Annotated in this window: 8 protein-coding genes; 7 read left to right on the top strand and 1 reads right to left on the bottom strand. The window is 65.0% G+C overall.

Annotated features, from left to right (window positions below):
• Positions 1–84 precede the first annotated feature (84 nt).
• The 7 genes from JWN03_RS28405 (at position 85) to JWN03_RS28375 (ending at position 14,269) form a co-directional block, all read left to right on the top strand.
• Positions 85–1,812 carry a ParB/RepB/Spo0J family partition protein gene (locus JWN03_RS28405; RefSeq protein WP_297621487.1) on the top strand — a complete coding sequence of 576 codons (1,728 nt, stop codon included), beginning with the start codon at positions 85–87 and terminating at the stop codon, positions 1,810–1,812.
• A gap of 106 nt (positions 1,813–1,918) precedes the next feature.
• The gene (locus JWN03_RS28400) at positions 1,919–2,443 is read left to right on the top strand and encodes a single-stranded DNA-binding protein (RefSeq protein ID WP_297621485.1); all 525 of its coding nucleotides are present in this window, start codon (positions 1,919–1,921) and stop codon (positions 2,441–2,443) included.
• 372 nt (positions 2,444–2,815) lie between these two features.
• Positions 2,816–4,255 carry a hypothetical protein gene (locus JWN03_RS28395; protein ID WP_297621483.1) on the top strand — a complete coding sequence of 480 codons (1,440 nt, stop codon included), beginning with the start codon at positions 2,816–2,818 and terminating at the stop codon, positions 4,253–4,255.
• 594 nt (positions 4,256–4,849) lie between these two features.
• Positions 4,850–10,444 (top strand): MobF family relaxase, encoded by a 5,595-nt coding sequence (gene mobF / locus JWN03_RS28390; protein ID WP_297621481.1) that lies wholly within the window; start codon positions 4,850–4,852, stop codon positions 10,442–10,444.
• A gap of 254 nt (positions 10,445–10,698) precedes the next feature.
• Positions 10,699–12,291, top strand: a complete 1,593-nt coding sequence (locus tag JWN03_RS28385) for a serine/threonine-protein kinase (protein WP_297621479.1) — start codon at positions 10,699–10,701, stop codon at positions 12,289–12,291.
• 532 nt (positions 12,292–12,823) lie between these two features.
• Entirely contained in the window at positions 12,824–13,267 is a 444-nt protein-coding gene (locus JWN03_RS28380; RefSeq protein ID WP_297621477.1) for a hypothetical protein, read from the top strand.
• Between the two features lie 432 nt (positions 13,268–13,699).
• Positions 13,700–14,269, top strand: coding sequence for a hypothetical protein (locus JWN03_RS28375; RefSeq protein WP_297621475.1), 570 nt, complete (start codon positions 13,700–13,702; stop codon positions 14,267–14,269).
• A gap of 439 nt (positions 14,270–14,708) precedes the next feature.
• Here the strand turns inward: JWN03_RS28375 and JWN03_RS28370 are convergent, their stop codons facing one another.
• Positions 14,709–18,302, bottom strand: coding sequence for a tetratricopeptide repeat protein (locus JWN03_RS28370; protein ID WP_297621473.1), 3,594 nt, complete (start codon positions 18,300–18,302; stop codon positions 14,709–14,711).
• Positions 18,303–18,450: the final 148 nt, after the last annotated feature.

Genomic DNA, 18,450 nt, shown 5'->3' with positions numbered 1-18,450 from the left:
CACCACCCATCCGCCATCTCTGCCTGTGGGGCCCGATACGCCGCAGCGTATCGGGCCCCACTCCTGTACCTGGAGGTCTGTCCCGTGGAATCTGATTCCGCCCCCACTGCCGTAACGGTTCTCGACGCCGACGTCATCGAGCCCGCTGAAATCGTTGTCTCTTCCACGGCCTTCGAAAGCGAGTCGGACTCCGCCGCGGAGCCGCTGCCGAAGGTCGAAGCGCTCTGGCGCGGCCCGAGCGAGTTGGTGATCGCAGAGAACGTCCGTAAAACCTTCGATCTCGGCGCCCATCCCGACGTGCGGGATTCCATCAAGGAGTTCGGCGTCAGCATTCCGATCCTCGCCGAGCGTCAACCCGACGGCAGTCTGCATGTCACCGAAGGCCAACTGCGCGCACTCATGGCCGCCGACGTCGGCACCGAGAAGGTTCCGGTGTGGGTGACCGATGCCGACCCGAGTATTCCGGAGAACGAGCGCCGTATCTCCCGGACGTTGATGCAGATGAATGTCAACGACCGGCGCGTGCCCATGGTCGAGGCCGACCGCGCCGACGGGATCGCCTTGATGTTGGACCTGGGTGCGTCAGTGACGCGGGTCGCGAAGGGCTTGCAGCGCAAACGCTCCGAGATCAAGCACAATGCCGCGATCGCCGCATCGCCCACCGCGCGCGGACTCGTCGATTCCAGTTCCTACAGTCTCGAGCAGCTCGCGGTCATCGCCGAGTACGAAACCCTCGGCGACACCGAAGCAGTCGAGTATCTGGCGCAGGTGCCACGATCGAGCTTCAGCTACCGGGCCAAGCAGATCGCCGCCGACCGCCGAGAAACCCGCACTCGACTCGAAGCATCCCTGTTGTACGCGGCCCTGGGCTTCGGTGTCCTCACCTCTGAACCCGACACCAGCTCGACCGAGCCGCAGATCCTTCCGGCCGAGCTGCTCGAGACCGTCGATTCCAGGCCGGTAACCGAGGACCTGATCGCCGCGCACGCGCACCGATGGCTTGTGTATGTCGACGTGGAGGAGAACGGGCAACTCGTCGACACCCTCACCGGCGAACTCGTCGACCCCGACCACGTCGACTGGGACACCCAGGGCAACACCGAATCCCCGCCCGCCGGGGGACGCCCTCACGCCGATTCGGTCGAATACCGCGACCGCTGGACTCCCCTGTACTTCCTTGCGGCCGAGCAGCTATCCGAGTCCGGGTTGCGCGTGCGCACTTTCGCCCAGAACAACGGGGCAGCTGGCAGCGAGCGTGCCGAGCAACTGCGTGCCGAGGCCGCGCAGGCCGCTGCGGACAGGGATGCGGCGCGCCAGGAGCGGAGGCGGGTGCGCGAGCTCAACAAACGTGGTCTCGCTGCCAAGGAGCGGCGCGAGGAATTCCTGGGCCGGTTGCTGTCTCGGCGTACCCCGCCGCCGCAGGCCGGCCAGTTCGTCGCCGAATCCCTGGCCTGGGAGTCGGACCTGCTGGGGTCCTTCCACGCCCCTCGGACCGCGCTGAACCTGCTCGGGGTTTCCGGATTCACCAGCGAGCTGGTCGCCTCGATCCAGTCCGCGACCGCGAGCCGGTCGTGGGTGATCGTGCTCGGCATGGTGCTGGGTGCGTTCGAATCGCGCGCCGGGAAGGACTCCTGGCGCTACAACGACCGCGGCCTCCAGCGGTATCTGCGATTCCTCGCCGCTGTCGGCGAGCAGCTCGAGTTCGAGCTCGTCGATGTCGAGCAAGCCGCCGCCGGGCTCATCGATTTTCACGACATCGACATCGACGCCGACATCAATCTCGACGCGGCCGCCACAGCCACCGCTGCCTGACCCACCGACATGCCGCGCATCCGAACCGATATCCCGGCGCGATCCATCGCTGATCCCGACCCGACAGCGGCGACGTATCAACTGTTTCGAGAAAGGGAGCCGAATTATGGCTCAGGACACCGTTATAACGGTCATCGGGAATTTGACCGGTGACCCCGAGTTGCGATTCACCCCAGCAGGGGAAGCGGTCACCAATTTCACCGTCGCCTCCACACCCCGCTACTTCGACCGGAAGTCCGGCGAGTGGCGCGATAGCGAAGCCTTGTTCCTGCGCTGCGGTATTTGGCGGCAAGCCGCGGAAAACTTTGCCGAGAGCCTGACCCGCGGGGCACGTGTCATTGTCTCGGGACGATTGAAGCAACGCTCCTACGAAACCCGAGAAGGCGAGAAGCGCACCGTCGTCGAACTCGACGTCGAGGAGGTGGGTCCCTCGCTGCGATACGCCACAGCGAAGGTAACGAAGAACGCGACCGGCAACGGCGCGGGACCGACGCGGCGTACGACCGCCGGGAACGGGTTCGGTCAGTCCGCCGACGGTGTCGATCAGCCCGCCGAGGGTCAGGACCCGTGGCACGCACCGGCACTCGCGGTCGTCGGGTCGAACCGCTTCACCGACGACCCGACCTTCTGAGTCTCCTGCCTCACCGTCCTTGCCTGCACCGGCGGTCGCCGGTGCAGGGATAGGTGGGGGGTGGGATGTCCTGCTGGTCCGGACGACCAGCCATCTCGAGGGCTACCGGCCCCGACCGCGCCGCGCCACTGAGCCCGCGCCCGGCGCAACCGAATCCCCGTGCGCCCCTGCTGATCCGTCAGCGCCTGTCTCGTGGGTGAGCGCACGGAAATTCGCTTCCGCACGCTCTGGCGCGTTCTCCGCCGCGCGTCGCACCCGGGGCCGGTCTCGCGCCCTCGGCTGGTCGTCCGGACCAGCCGGCCATCCCGGGTGTCGAGGTTGCTCACGCGCCGGGGTGCTCGCCGACATCACCGTCCAGATGGGAAACCACTCGTGACCGAAACCAGTGCCTTCATCGACGCCATTGCCGCACTCGACATCACCTTCACCACCGACCGCCGCGCCGCACGCCGTGCGTTCCCCGCCGCGCTCACCCTGGCCACCGCCGAGGATCGAGCTTTTCTGGATCGGCTCGTGGACACCTTCACTCTCTACCCGTTCGAGTCTGCCATGAAAAGGCTTGCTGCCCAGTACGCCGCCGAGCCGGACAACCAGCGCCGCTTGGTCGCCTTGGTGCCCGACACCGATCCGAGGTTGTTCATCCGTGACCGCGCCGACCGGGTCGCGGAGATGCAAGCCCGCGCCCAGCGCAATAACACCAGTGTCGAGGAGGAATACTCCGCCCTGCACGTCGCACTGCCGTCCGCGGAGTTGCCGCGCACACCGATGCGGCAATGGCGCAACCCACCCGCACGTACTTACCTCGCCCCCAACCGTGGCACCGAGAAGTCACGCCAGACACCCGAGCAGATCAAGTACCGCGCCGCCCGGCGCAGCAAGCGCCGCCCTGTTGTCACCGAGCCGGAGCTCGTCACCAAATACGTTGCCGAGAATCTCTATACCGACACCGTCGACAGTGAACTCACCGACGCCCGCGCCGCCGAGAACCGTGCCCGCGAACGCGGACTGCTCGCCCGACCCGAAATCGGTTCGTGGACACCGCGCTTCCCCGCCGAGAAGCCACCCCTCGATGCGGAGGAAGCACGCGCGCTCTGGAATCACGCCTACGCCCACTACGTCGCCGAGCAACACCAGCACGCACTCGCCATCGCCGGGAAATCCGCGATCAGCGACGACAACGCCCTCACCCACGCCGCCACCCGCACCACGTTGCGCGGCTACACCGACCGGCGCACCGCAATTCCCTTCCAGGGCAACGGCCTGGACTACGACCATGAAGCCATGACCCCGGTCCGCGGATGGCGGTGCGTGTCCTGCTTCATCGAACGCAGCGACACCGACCAACACCTGATCCACGCCCGCGCCGGAGAACTCCGCAGCGACGACGGACTGTGTGACATGTGCCGCGCCGACGACCGCCCCGGGCTCCCGCCGCTGCCTGCCGGTTTCACCGCGCGTGATCTCGCTCGCGCGTACTTCCGGTTCTTCGCCGATATCTACCCCACCGCGGCGCGGGGCCTGTTGGCGGAAGTTCGTGGTCGTGCGCCGCAGTGGCTGATCGCGCTCATCGACGAATTCCTCGACACCGCAGCCCTTCCCGGTGGCGCACCGTCCGACCCCGACCCGCAACCACCGGTGGCTCCGGCGCGGCGGCAGCCGCGGCGGCGCGGCCCGGTGCTGGGTGCGGGTCAGCGCACTGGCCGCTGTGATGCGTGTACCCGCATCACCGCTGTCAACACCGACAGCCTCTGCACCCAGTGCCTGGTCTGGATCGGCCTGGACGTGCCTGCCCGCCGCGAGCACGCCGCCTGACTTCAACCCTTCCCGTTCTCCGGTCCGCCGCAGGGCTCACGCCTGCGGCGGACCGGCCACCACCACGCACCTACCCGACATTCACGAAGGAGCTGCCCCATGCCGCCTGCATCCGAGATCCTGCGGTACACGATCGCTTATCTCCTCTACATGCTCGCTTTCGCCGCGTTTTACTGCGCCTTCTGCCTGCTTCTTCATGTGCTGCACGTCTACCTGAACCCTCCGATCGAGATCACTTGTCCCCCAACCGGTCCGGTTACTCTCCCGACGTAACAGGCTGTCCGCCTTCAGGGTCGATTTCGGCAGGTGAGCAGTCCACTCTGCTTACCTGCCGAACCCCTATCCTCTCTCCTCCCCATCTCACCCATATCCCTCACAGCAACTCCCCCACACCCTCTCAATCACACTTCCTCACCTAATGTTTACTTCTTCTCCCACACCCCAATCCCCCCTTCTTCCTCCTATTCGCGCCATTCAGACCTCTTGCATAGCGGGACACAATTCGATTACGACCAGGCAAAATAGTCGAACTGGTAATTTCTTCATCAGTTTCGGCCCTGGACATGCACTGTGGCACAGGGTTTCGATGGATATGTGACAGCGACGCTGCACAAAGTGTTGGCCGGCAACGGCTATCTGTATTACCTGCGCCAAGTCGCCGCCGATGATTCCACCCACCGGGGCCCCGGGACGCTCGCCGACTACTACTCGGCACGGGGTGAATCACCCGGTCGGTGGCACGGCAGCGGCCTGTCCGCGGTGGGCCTGAACGGCGGAGACCTCGTCACCGAAGCGCAGATGAAGAGCCTGTTCGGCGAAGGACGCCACCCGAACGCCGACGCCATCGAGACCGCGGTCCTCGACCGCGAGATCACCGCCGGCGCCAAACCCAAAGATGCTCTGCGCGCCGCGGACACGGCCACCCGGCTGGGGCGTCCTTTCCGGGTGTACCAGGGCGGCAACGAATTCCGGGAACGTTGCGCAGCCGCGTTCGCCGAGCACAACGCCGCCGGTGGCCTGCCCAGATCAGCAGCCGTCGACGACGATGTCCGTGCCCGGATCCGCAGCCGTGTCGCGACCACGATGTTCACCGAAATGATCGGGCGGCCGCCTTTGGATGCGCGTGAGTTGTCGGGGTGGGTGGCCCGCAACTCGCGCCCGCGATCGGCGGCGGTCGCCGGATTCGACATCACTTTCAGCCCGGTCAAGAGCGTGTCAGCGTTGTGGGCTATCGCCCCGAAAGCAGTCTCGGACAAGATATCCGCCGCGCACGACAAGGCGATCGACGATGCGGTCACCTGGCTGGAGAAGCACGCGATCTACTCCCGATTGGGAGCCAACGGGATACGGCAGGTCGATGTCGAGGGGATCATCGCCGCGCGGTTCGTTCACCGTGAATCACGGTGCGGGGACCCCGATCTGCACACACACCTGTTGATCGCCAACCGGGTCCGCACCCTCGATGGCCGCTGGCTCACCCTCGACGCCGTGGTCATCTACCGGCTGATGGTGACCGTCAGCGAGATTTACAACACCCGCCTGGAACACCATCTCGAGCCTGACCTCGCGGTGTCGTTCAGTGAACGTCCCGGCACCGATCCGGCCAAGCGGCCGATCCGTGAAATCGAGGGTGTGCCAGTGGTATTGATCGAGTACTGGTCCCGTCGTGATGCCGCGATCACCGCGTGCCTCGGGACGCTCGCGGCCAAGTTCGAGCGTGAAGTCGGGCGTGAACCGATGCCGAAAGAAATGTTCGCGCTGATGGAGCGCGCCACCCTGGAAACCCGCCCGGCACGGCACCGATCACGCTCGTGGGCCGAACAACGCGCCGACTGGCGCCGGCAAGCCGAAACAGTCCTCGGCTCACCGGAAATGCTGTCGAAGACGGTGTCGACCGTTCTGTCTCACCGGCCCGCACCGCGCCGCCGACTCACCGCCACCCAGATCACGGAGATCGGGGGGCGCATTGTGGCGACAGTGTCCGGGGAGCGGTCGAGCTGGCAGTGGCATCACGTCCGCGCCGAAGCCGAACGACAGCTACGCGGACTACTGAACAGAGACGAGTGGGCCACCACGGTCGACGCGGTGGTCGCCGAGGCGCTTTCACAACGGCACGCGGTCGCGCGCGGTGATCCGGACCTGGCCCACGAACCCGTCCTCGCCGACGTTCCACCCCTGTACCAGCGCACCAATCGCACCAGCGTTTACACCAGCGCCGGTACCCAGACCTACACCAGCGTGCATCGTTTGAGCACCACGCAGCGGTTGATCGAGCTGTCGCTACGCGTCGGCGCCCACACCCTGGCAGCCGACGATGTCGATTCCGCGATCGGTGCCTACCACCTGGATCGGGCAAACGCCGGGCGGCGGCTCAACGCCGGACAGGTCTCGGTCATCACCGATTTCGCCCGCTCCCCTTGGTTCATCACCACCACCAACGCACCCGCCGGTGCCGGGAAGACCACTGCGATGCGCGTGCTGGCCGACGCGTGGCGCGTCGACGGCGGCACCGTGCTCGGATTGGCGCCCACTGCCGCCGCGGCGGCAGTGCTCGGCGAAGCGATCAACGCCCGCACCGAAACGATCGACAAACTCCTCGACGTACTGCGTAAGCACTCCCCCACCGCCGTGGCCACGGGCGACGGCGATCGACCGTTTCCGCCGTCGCTGCCGCAGTGGGTTCTCGAGATCGACCCACGCACACTGGTCATCGTCGATGAGCACGTGCGCCTCGGCGACGACAAACGACTGGCGCTGTTCGAGTTCCTTCTCGACCGCCAAGCGCCGGTACGGTGCGTCGGCGACGACCATCAACTACCCGCGATCGAAGCCAGCGGCTCAGCAGCCGACACCACGGACGCCGCGCGCGCCTCGACCATGACCCAGGTGGTGCGCTTCGCCTCCACCATCGAAGCCTCCGCCAGTCTCGCACTGCGCGAAGGAGATCCGAGCGCCCTTGGCTTCTACCTCGACCACCAACGCATCCGTTCAGGGTCACCGGCCGCGGTGCGCGAGCAAGCCTATGCCGGATGGATCGCCGACCAGCTCGCCGGCCGTGACACCGTGATGCTCGCCGCCACCAACGACATCGTCACCGCACTCAACGACCAAGCCCGCGCCGACCGCATCGCCCGCAACGACAGTACGGTCGGTGTGGAAGCCGAACTGGCCGACGGGCTACACGCATCGCTCGGTGACATCGTCAGCGCCCGCCGCAACAACCCCAGACTGCGCCTGGGACAACACGACTGGGTCCGCAACGGCTACCGGTGGACAGTCACTGCCGTCAATCCCGACGGCGCTCTCACCGTCACCCATCTGCGTTCCGGCCGCCGCACCGGCGAGACCACGGTGTTGCCCGCTGACTATGTGCGCGAGCATGTGCGGCTCGGGTACGCGATGACCATCGACTCCGCGCAAGGAATCACCGCCGGCACCTGCCACGTCGTGCTCACCGGCACCGAATCGCGCAACCAGCTCTACGTCGCCCTCACCCGCGGCGCCACCACCAACACCGTGTACGTCACCACCGCGATCGATGGGAGCGAAGCCTCCTTCTGGACCGAACCCGGCATGTTCCCCCGCACCGCCGTCGAAGTCCTGCAGCGAATCCTGGCCCGCGACAACACCAACCACTCCCCACACACCGAACTACGCGACGCACTCGACCCGCACCAACGCCTCGGCCACGCCATCGACGCCTACCACGACGCACTCGCACTCGCCGCCGAAGACACACTCGGCACCGAGCAGCTGACCGCCCTCGACGCCCACGCCGAACACCTGTGGCCGGGACTCACCGACACACCCGCCTACCCGGCACTGCGTGAGGTCCTCTCCCTCATCGCGTTATCCGGGCGCAACCCTCGCGACGCGCTCGCTTCTGCGCTCGCCGCGCGAGAGTTGGGCACCGCCGCCGATCCCGCCGCGGTGCTGCACTGGCGGCTGGACACCGGCCATGCCTATCCCCGCGAGACTCAACCTCTGCCCTGGGTACGGGGGCTGCCGCGGAACCTGCCGCAGGGTCTGGTATCGGAGCATCTGCGCGCCCGTGCACGCCTGACTTCCCATCTCGCGGACCAGATCCGCGCCGATGCCCAGGGCTGGACAGCGACGACGGCGCCGGTGTGGGCGAGACCGCTGCTCGGCCACGACGCACTACTGGGTGAGCTCGCGGTCTGGCGGGCGGGCCGCCACACCATCGACACCGATCTACGGCCCACGGGCCCACCCGGTTTCACGGCCCGCGAGCACGACCATCAACGGCTACTGGATGCACGGGTAACTGACGTACTCGGCGACCTCCATACCGCGATCGACATGTGGTCGCCGCTGGCCAAACGCCTCGACGCCCGCGTTCTCGACGACCCGTGGTGGCCGCAACTGGCCGACAGACTCGACGCCGCCGCCCGAACCGGACTCGACATCGACACGTTACTCACGCACGCCGCGAGCGCACGGCCGCTGCCCGACGAGATGCCCGCTGCCGCACTCTGGTTCCGGCTCGGACTCGACCCTTCCGCGCTACAGACCTCGACCGATCACACCCATCTACGGCCCGACTGGACCGCCCACCTTCACGATGTGCTCGGCGACGACCTCACCGACACCGTCCTTGCCAGCCCGGCCTGGCCGCGCTTGGTTGCCGCGGTCGACCACGGCACCACCGAGGGCTGGGATCCACACGAGTTACTCACCACCGCCCAGGAGCTACTTGCCGCTGCCGTGCACGAGGACCCGGGACCGCGACCGGACCAGTACGCCACCGCAATCGCCTGGCGCATCGAAGCCCTCCTGAACCCCGTCACCCCATCACCGGCCACTGCGACAGAACGTGACGAAAGCCGCACCACAGAAACAGATTCGGACCAGACCATGCCACAACATGACGACGGCGCCGCAGCCTCGCGGCCCGAGGAACAACGTCGAGCCGGCCCACACGACCATCCTCGCGATACCGATCCCGGCGGTGCGGTCACCGCTGAGCTTCGCGTCGTCGCCGCCCTTCTCCACGCCGGACGCATCGCCGAGGCCAAGGACGCACTCATCGCGGCTTCCCGCACAGCCACCGACACCGAACTCGATGTGCTCCAACGGGTCGCGACCACGCTCTACCAAAACAGTTTCCCGGTCGCCAAGGCTCGACTGCGGTGGGCCGCCGAACAGTTTCCCCAGCACCGCACGCTCATCGAAGCCGCAACACCCGACACCGACCCGCACACCTACAACCCTGATTTCGGGGTCCCACTCTCGCGCACCGTCGCCGGCACCGAGCACGCCGCCCGCGACCACGAACCCCGCATCGATGACAACTCGCCGCGCGTACGGCCCACCGCCGCCGACATCGCCGCTGCCCGTGGCACCGCCGAATACCTCGACACACGCGCCGATATCGATGCCGCACCACGTCATCTGCCATTGCCCGAAGGCGCACCCCACCGGTACTACAACCCGAACCCCCACGACCCGCGCCCGACCCAGCACCCCTTGGACTACGACCTCGCCGCAGTACCCGACAGCCGCGGATTCGGCTGCGTGCACTGCGGTCTCGAGCGGGCTGTCCTCGACGCCACCCCACCCCCGGGCCGCCGCGGCGACGACGGGTTGTGCGGCGAGTGCCGCGACAACGACGCCCCCGTGATCCCCGACCACGAACCACGCGACCATATTGCGGCGCGTTGCGCACACATCGCCGACCTCTACCCCACATCTGCGGCGTTGACGATGCTGCGTCGTGACTGGTACAGCGCACCCACCGCCGACCTCCGCGCACAGATCGAAACCTGGGTCACCCAACACCTCACCGATGCCATCACCCCTTTAAGCCCCACCGCCCCTGATCCCGCCAGCGCAAACCCGCTCCGCGTGCTTGCCGACACCGAACTGGCTCAACGCATCGAGGACATCACCCTCCGCCTCGCACTCGCCGATACCGAAGCGCTGCTCTACGGGCCCGCCCAACTCCAACCCGACACATCATCGAGCCCCGACAACGACTGGCTGATCGATGAATTGAGCGAACTACAACACGAACAACAACGACGATTCCAACTCACCGCTGACGCAGCAGAAGCCGAACAGCATCACCGCCGAGACACCGACAGCGTCGAATCGCAATTCCCCGCGCGCGATATCGGACCCGACACGGTCGACCGTACGAACACCACCGACCCCGGAGCCGATCTATAAACTTGACTCTGTCGTAGTGTCGGGGGGCACTGCCGGACAACACGATGCGGAGAGAGTTGAGGATGGACGAGACCAGCCCGCCCCAAGTTGCTGCGCATGCACATCCACACCTACGGCCCGATCCCGATCGTGGCCTGTCGAGAATTGAAGGCGGCCAGTGCGATTAACAGTTTTGCTGGCCAGGTGAAAGCGATGGCCCGTAGCCTGCCTGCAGCACCGCGGGAATGCGGTGCGACTGATCGGGGGTGGGCCTGGTGGTGGGTGTGGGGTCGGTGTTCGCGGGGTACGTGATCAAAGCGCGCCTGGGCACGGGCGGGATGGGTGTGGTCTACCTCGCCCGGCACCCGCGGCTCAAACGTGATGTGGCGCTGAAGGTTCTGCACGAGCAGTGGGCTGCGGAGGCCGGGACGCGGGCGGCGTTCGATCGGGAAGCGGAACTGGCCTCCCAACTCGATCACCCGAACATCGTGCAGGTGTACGACCGCAGCGACCCCGGGGATCGGGCGTTGTGGCTCTCGATGCGTCATATCGCCGGCGGGGACGCGGCCGGGCTGCTGGCTGCCGCGCCTGGCGGGTTGCCTGCCGAGGAGGTACTTGCGCTGATCATCGATACCGCGCATGCTCTCGATCACGCACACACCCACGGTGTGCTGCACAGGGATGTGAAACCGGCGAATCTGCTGATCGAGCACGACCCTCGGCATGGTCGTATCGCGGTGCTCACCGATTTCGGGATCGCTCGTGCGGTCGGTTCGGCCACCACCGCCACCAGTGTGGCGTTGTCGCTCGCGTATGCCGCACCGGAGCGGTTCGCGTACGGTCCGGTGGATCATCGCGCGGATATCTACTCCCTCGGGTGCACGATGTTCCAGCTGTTCACCGGGCAGGTCCCGTTCCCCGCACGGGCGCCGATCGAGTTCCTGACCGCGCACATGAGCGCGCCGGTCCCGTCGGTGCGGATATTGCGCCCGGATCGGCCGGTGCATGTGGACGCGGTGATCGCGACCGCGCTGGCCAAGGACCCCGCTGACCGGTACCCCTCGTGTCAGGAGTTGGCGGCGGACCTGGTGCGTGCGGTCACCGCCACCACACGTGCGCCGTCTCCAGCACCTGTCGAAGAGGATCGGGAGGTCGCCGAGGCTCGGCGCGCACATGCCGCGGACCCGCACAATCCTGTGGTGATGTTCGGTCTCGGATACCACCTTCATCAGCACGGGGATCTCGCCGAAGCCGAAACCTGGTACCGCAAAGCCGCCACCACCGGCCACCCGACCGCGATGAACAACCTCGGGATCCTCCTCAAAGAACGGGGCAAACTCACCGAAGCCGAGACCTGGTTCCGCAAAGCCGCCACCACCGGGTACGCGGACGCGATGAACAACCTCGGGGTCCTGCTCAAAGAACGGGGCGACCTCACCGAAGCCGAAACCTGGTACCGCAAGAGTGCCGCCACCGGCAACGCGGACGCGATGAACAACCTCGGGACCCTGCTCAAAAGCAGGGGCGAACTCACCGAAGCCGAGAGCTGGTACCGCAAGAGTGCCGCCACCGGCGACGCGAACGCTATGAGCAATCTCGGGTTCCTGCTCAAAGAACGGGGGCAGCTCGCCGAAGCCGAGACCTGGTACCGCAAAGCCGCCACCACCGGCAACGCGCACGCGATGAACAACCTCGGGTTCCTGCTCAAAGAGCAGGGCGATCTCATCGAAGCAGAGACCTTGTACCGCAAAGCCGCCACCACCGGCCACCCGACCGCGATGAACAACCTCGGGATCCTGCTGAAAACCCGGGGGGACCTCGCTGAAGCCGAGATTTGGTTTCGGCGGGCGCGCGCTGGGAACAGTTGACTCCCACGGGGGCACAGCCGATTTCGGTCCTCGTGACCAGCCTGTCGTTTGGGGTACACCCGTACCCGGCATGAAGTGAGTCTCCGCAGTTGTGTCGAATCCGGCAGCGGCCCAGCGCTACTCGGGCACGACTACGCGGGCAGGGTCGGCGTCGTAATGCTTACCGACGTACTGCTCCTGGTCCGCGACCTTGCGGGGTGTACCAATCAAGCGCGCCCCGCTTGCTCACCCCGACCGCGGTGCCGATCGTGGTCCAGCCGAGTCGGATTCGAGGGTGGATCCGACCTCTCACTGTCTGCACACCCCCCCATTATCTGAGGGTCCAGCTCCCCAAAAATGCGGGGAGTGTCGGCGTGCCACCTCCTGCGGCGGTCGTTCGGAAAACGATCAACTCGCACTGATCGGTGCAGGCAACGCCCGATGACTGGGGTTATGCGCCCACACTGTCAAGAGACGGGCTGATGCCCGCGAGAGAGGAATCAGCGGGTCTACGACTCCGAGATTCCCGAGAATCACGGAGGTAGGTGCCGCCATGGGGTTGTATGAGGATGCGCAGCGCGCAAAAGCTAAACAGGCAGCGAAAGCCGCTGAGCTCGATGCCGTCGCCGCGGCGTTGGTGGAGAAAGAGCAGCGGGCATTGAACGAATTCGTGTCCGTGATCAGCCAATTGGGGATCGAACCGGCCGAACATCGGTCCGTTAAGAGCTACAACTACACCCACGACGAGCTTGTGCCTGTGCAGGGGTGGGGTCTGACCTCGCGAAGCGCCGTCGCACCATGCTCCGGCGTATCAGACTCTGGTAGATACTCCTGCGGTTGCCCGCCGATGCCGATGGTGGGGATCGATGGCCGTGCGTACCTCGTCAAGGACCAGCCCCGAGTCGGATCCTCCGATCAAGAGCCGATCCCTGCCAGACTGCCGATTCCGGGTCTGCAGCAACAACTCGTACAGACGTTGGCTTACTACATGCCGTAGCGGACCGTTCGGAAAACGATCGCCTTCCGAATTCTCTGTGTGCTGGGCTGGGGTACCCAGACCGTGAATCGTGGCGGTCTCGCGCCACTTCCGATCGTTTCCGCGCCTTCTTCATCGGATTTGATCGGGCTTCCTATCTACGGGTTTTCCTGTGCTGGAGTGGGTTTCGATCCATTCGGGACGAGTACGGGACGGAGACAGGCGATGTGGAGCGAACGCGGTAAGACGGTGCGTGAGGCGATGATGAGGTGCCCTGCGTTGTGGCGGTTCGTGGTGGTCGTGGCGGTCCTCCCCGCCGCAGCGGTGGTGCTGTCGTGGCCGGGGCGTCGTGGACGCGCCCGCAGCAGCGCTGTCAGGACGGGGCTCGATCCGCCAGACCGCAGAGGCGACTGAGCGTGCACGCGGCGCAAGATCGGACGATGATTAATTCGCATGGGAAACGAACACCACACGCTGGAGTCGGCCACCGCGATGATGCCGACAATGTTGAAGCAGTTGGGCGAGCTGGTGGAGTGCGAATCTCCCTCGAATTCCCCTGAGGCTCTGCGTAACTGCGCCCAGTTGCTTGCACCCTGGCTGGACAAAGCCCTGGGGCGACCCGTAGATCTCGTGTGGTCCGGAGAAAACGTGCACCTGGTAGCCCAGGCCCCGCGACCACGCGTGTTGGTCGTCGGGCATTTCGATACGGTCTGGCCCTTGGGAACGATCACCGAATGGCGATTCCAAATCGCGGACGACGGCATCGCCACAGGCCCGGGAGTCTTCGACATGAAGGCGGGCATTGTGCAACGCCGATGCGCTGACTCGAATACGGCCATAACTATCGACTGGGCAACAGGTTTCACCCGTCAAAACATCCGAACTGCGGCAACCACCGCCCTGCACTCACTGCGCATCGCTGACGGTATCGAACGATTCACCCTCGACAACAATGAACTACCACCGATCAACAGCCTCGCCGAACATCTGACGCGAACGGTCGGCAAGAACGCCACAGAGTAACTCTCATCCAGCCCGACATCGCCAGCTCCGTGGCCGGCCCGTCACGATCGGCGCGGCGTCGTCCGGCAGCTGGCTGCACAACCGGGGGAAAACACCCGGAAACAAGGGATCGCCGCCTCCACAACCTGACCTCCACACCCGACTGCTGTGCAGGTGAATCCGACGTCGATCATCGGCGGACGATTCCCCGTGAAGCACGGTCACGATCCGGTGGCATCGGCGAAATCCGAGGCCATCGACTGGCGTGTTCAGTTGACTCGGCGCGTCCGCCGAACGCACTATTCTGCCGAATGCATCGTGTCCCTTCGGTCGTCCACGGCTAGCCAGCACTCTGGCTTCGGAGCTTTGGTCTAGCCTTCGAGACCATGCGGGTCTCGTGCGGGGGTGCAACATGAGTTGGGATCCGTACCTGCTGAAGGGGCGCGTGTGCGAGCACCAGTTAGCTCTGCGGTTCGCGTAACTGCTGTAGCTCCTGCCAGAGTTCTGGTTCCAGTGCCGTCTCGGCGCTGTGCCACAGGGCAGGGATCATGGACCGCAATCCGATCTTCACGAGCAGGGTTTCGGCTATTTGACAGCCGAGGAGGAAGGCCGGGAGCATCTGATTGCCGCCGGCTTTGACCATCGACAGTCGGACAGTGAACCCCACTCGCGATGCCTCGAGGGCACGGTCTTTGTCGCCTGCCACCGCCAACGCGCGAGCATGGGTCTCCATGCACATCGCGAAGTCGCTGTCGGTCATGGCTGAACCATGTCGTTCACGCCTCTGATGGGCAAGGGCTACCGCTTGAATGGAAGCAGCCAAGGCTCCGGGGTTCTCGAGATCCAGATAGGCCAGGGCCAGGGTGTTCAACGTTGTCAATAGGTCGTCTGTGGGGCGGTGGCCCTCGGCGACGAGTTCGTGACTGCACTTCACGGCCAGCGTTGCGAGCTCGGTCGTGCCCGAGTCCTCATGCAATTCGATGCCCAAGGCGGCTGACAGGTGCGCTATTTCGGCCACGGATACCTTTATCCGGGGTGAGATGGACGCTGCAGCGCGCAGTACGGGAATCAACGGGGCGGCGGTCTGCACGATCGATCGGGATTGATCGTCGTTGGTGCGCAGCGCCTCCCATTGGTGCAGGATCTGGGGTACGACCTCCAGATATTGAGGTCGGAGTTGTTTGACCCACTCGTCGATCTCGCGAGATCCGCGTGATCGAACAAGCACTTTCAAAGCTGCGTCTGTGGCACCGAACGCCTGGGCGGTCACCGATCCCAGTGCGACGTAGACAGCGGTGTTTGCGTCGATCAATTCTGGTGAAATATGTTGCAGGACGAGAGCATACGTTTCTGTCAGGTCGGCAGCGACTTGCGGGTGCGCACGGAAGATACGGCCTGCCAGACTCAGCGCTATCAATCCTTGACTGGACTCTGCGAAGGCAGCTCGCCCAGGGGTCCCGTGCAGCAACCGTGCAACATCGATCGGGAACTCGTCGATTCGGCCGACACGGTGCAGGATCTCGAGTCTGTTTTCGAGGCCGTCCAACAGTATGGGGATAGCGCTGCTACCCAACTGGGCGGCGGCGCGACGCCACTCGATCAAGTACTCGTCGTTGAGCTCAAGCGCTTGTGCAGTGTCGCCTTGTTTCACATGGATCTTGACCAGCAACTTCACCGAGATCAACAGCTGACGTGTGAAAGAGCCCGGCACGGCCTTGACCATATTGCGGCGGATCGCAACCGCCTGCTCGGCCAGCATCCGAGCTCCGTCGACGTTTCCTGCATTACCTTCGGTGATCGCGAGGTTGTGCGCCGACTCGGCGACCTCGGGACCGAACAGCCAGGGCATCTCTTCGTGGAGGTGCACACGGATTCGGAGGGCCTCCTTGAAAAATACCCCGGCTTGCTCGTAGTCGCGTTTTCGTAGCAAGCGGACGCCTAGGTTTTGCATCGATGCCGCGATCATCCGAAGGTCGGATTCGTCGGCCAGCTGATCTTGGCGATTCACCAACGCCGCCAACAGGGCCTTCTCCAATGTCACGGCGTTGTCGAGGTCTCCGGCCGCGGCGAGTGCACCGGCGTACACGCTCGTCACCGACACATGGATTGCATCCTCCGGCGGCAAGCTCGTGGCCAGGTGCGCAGCGACCGCGCTCCAGTACGTTCCAACCTCCGGCTGATTTGCCGATACGGATCGGTTCGCGTGACGAAGAATCATGTGAACCGCTGGTGGAACGTCGATATCGGGTCGGAGCTCCACGTCGTCGGGTTTGACCAGCTCGGTCGGGCCGAATTCTGTTGCTACCCAGTGTTCGAGCACCAAACGCATCATTCGCGACGAGTGAGTCAGCGCCTCATCGAATCGTCCCGAATCCATCATGGACTGTGCCAGCGAGTCGAGGATCTGGATTTTCTCCTCCGCCGGCAGATCGTCGAACTGCTCGTTCGTGGAGATGACCGAGAGCACCTCGACCCAGCTGTTGTGCAAGGTCAGGTTGACCGCTCCGACAGGCGAGACTGCGAAATCGTCAAGGGCGGTGGCCACTTCGCGCAGCGTGGGCAGTGGCACGTACTGGGCGATCTTCTCCATTGTGGGTCCGCTGGTCAGAATTCCGAGTTGCGGATTCGCCTGGACCACCTCACGCAGCACGTCCCGAACGTGGGGCCAGCGCGCGGCCGTGTCGACCAAGACGGCCAACGCAGGTCCCAGATGAGCCTCGACCAAGGGGATCGAGCTGTGATCAGGAATGTCGATCTGCTTTCTCAGTGCGAAGAGTGCTCGCACGAGGTTGTCGCACGCTGGCCCGCCCCATCCAGCCAGGAAGGAGTCCTCCGGCGCAGCGCTGAGCGAGCATGCCAGCAGATCTTCACCGATGCGATCAGGCAACAAGGGCCACATCACGATCCTACGATCTGGAGCCGGGTACAAGGCCGCATGGTCGGTGATGAGACTGTCGACAAGGTCGAACCCGAGCTGCGTGAGAAGCCGTTGCGCGTCGACATAATCCAGGCCGCGGGTCAGCGTGGCGAAGACCGTCGCGCGAAACAGGGTGGCGACATCTGTCCGAATCGGAGCGGGTGGGTCTTTAGCCATTCGAGCCCAATGGTCGAGTTCACGCTCGATCAGTTCGCGGGACAGCTCAGGCCATGCCGATCCGATCGAACTCGCAGGTTCATGTTGGGCAAGTCGGATGAGTAGTGCAAGGACATGGATTTCAAGGGCAGAGTTCACCGATGGCGGCAACTGCACGTCGATCACGCCCGAGTCCGGATCGCCGAGACCCAGTGCGGTGCCGTACGCGTGAAGCGCGGCAATGTAGTGCGCTCGCGAATCCTCCGGACGCGCAGACAGGTCCGACCGGCGGATCCGGCTGAGCTGAAAACCGAGTGCGCGCAGAGAGCGAGAAGCGATGGGCCAGAACGCTTCAGAACGCGCGGTAAGAAGAAGTCGGGTTTTCCCAGGAAGCCTTGAGAGCCCGAGGGCCAGATCCTGCAGATCGCTACGACTCCATCGATCCGCATAGTCGAGGAACACAAGAGTCTGCTCGGTCGGGGGGAGCGTGACGCCGCTGTCGTTCGGTGTCAGCGCCGGCAGATCCGAGGAGTTCCTGGCTACGGCAGTGCGCCACCCGGCGCGTTCGGCGTCTCGGCAGATCTGCCACGCCAACCGTGTCTTGCCGTAGCCGCCGGGCGCGGAAACCAAACATGCGCTGAGCGAACTAGGTTCGGTGAGCCACTCGGTGAGGACGGCCTGATCCGGGGTAGGCAGGAATGGGACTGTCTCGTATCGAGGATCCAACAGTGCCGCGGGTCCAGTGTTGCCTGGCATGGCCGGTTTCGGACCGATCGGAGCGAGGGTGAAAACCCTTGCGGCGCTGTTAACTGTGTTGTTGTTGCCGACCACGATCGTCGAAAAGACCGCGTCACCATGGATGAAGACTGCTGATGCGTCGTGCCCGGCCTGGACGCTGGTGCCTGCACCTACCAGGCTCGCCTGCAGGTGGACTTCGGCCGCGTGCTCCTCTGGCTGCGGCGCGGCAGATCTAGCGGTCATCGAAGTCGGACGGGCGCGATGGACTCCGACTATCGAGTGAACCAGACGCCTGCATGGTGACCGCTCCCGTCCGTATGTCGCTCCATGGTAAGGAACTCGTGTCCCGGATGGGGCGGATCGCGGGGCGCAGCGCAGTACCTATCGGTCC

Source organism: Nocardia sp., assembly GCF_025465275.1.
Classification (GTDB): domain Bacteria; phylum Actinomycetota; class Actinomycetes; order Mycobacteriales; family Mycobacteriaceae; genus Nocardia.
This window is presented reverse-complemented; position numbering and strand designations above follow the sequence as displayed.

Excerpts from the sequence above, each read along its gene's own strand:
- JWN03_RS28400 (WP_297621485.1), top strand. The coding sequence starts at position 1,919 with ATGGCTCAGGACACCGTTATAACGGTCATCGGGAATTTGACCGGTGAC.
- JWN03_RS28380 (WP_297621477.1), top strand. The coding sequence starts at position 12,824 with ATGGGGTTGTATGAGGATGCGCAGCGCGCAAAAGCTAAACAGGCAGCG.
- JWN03_RS28375 (WP_297621475.1), top strand. The coding sequence starts at position 13,700 with ATGGGAAACGAACACCACACGCTGGAGTCGGCCACCGCGATGATGCCG.
- JWN03_RS28370 (WP_297621473.1), bottom strand. The coding sequence starts at position 18,302 with ATGACCGCTAGATCTGCCGCGCCGCAGCCAGAGGAGCACGCGGCCGAA.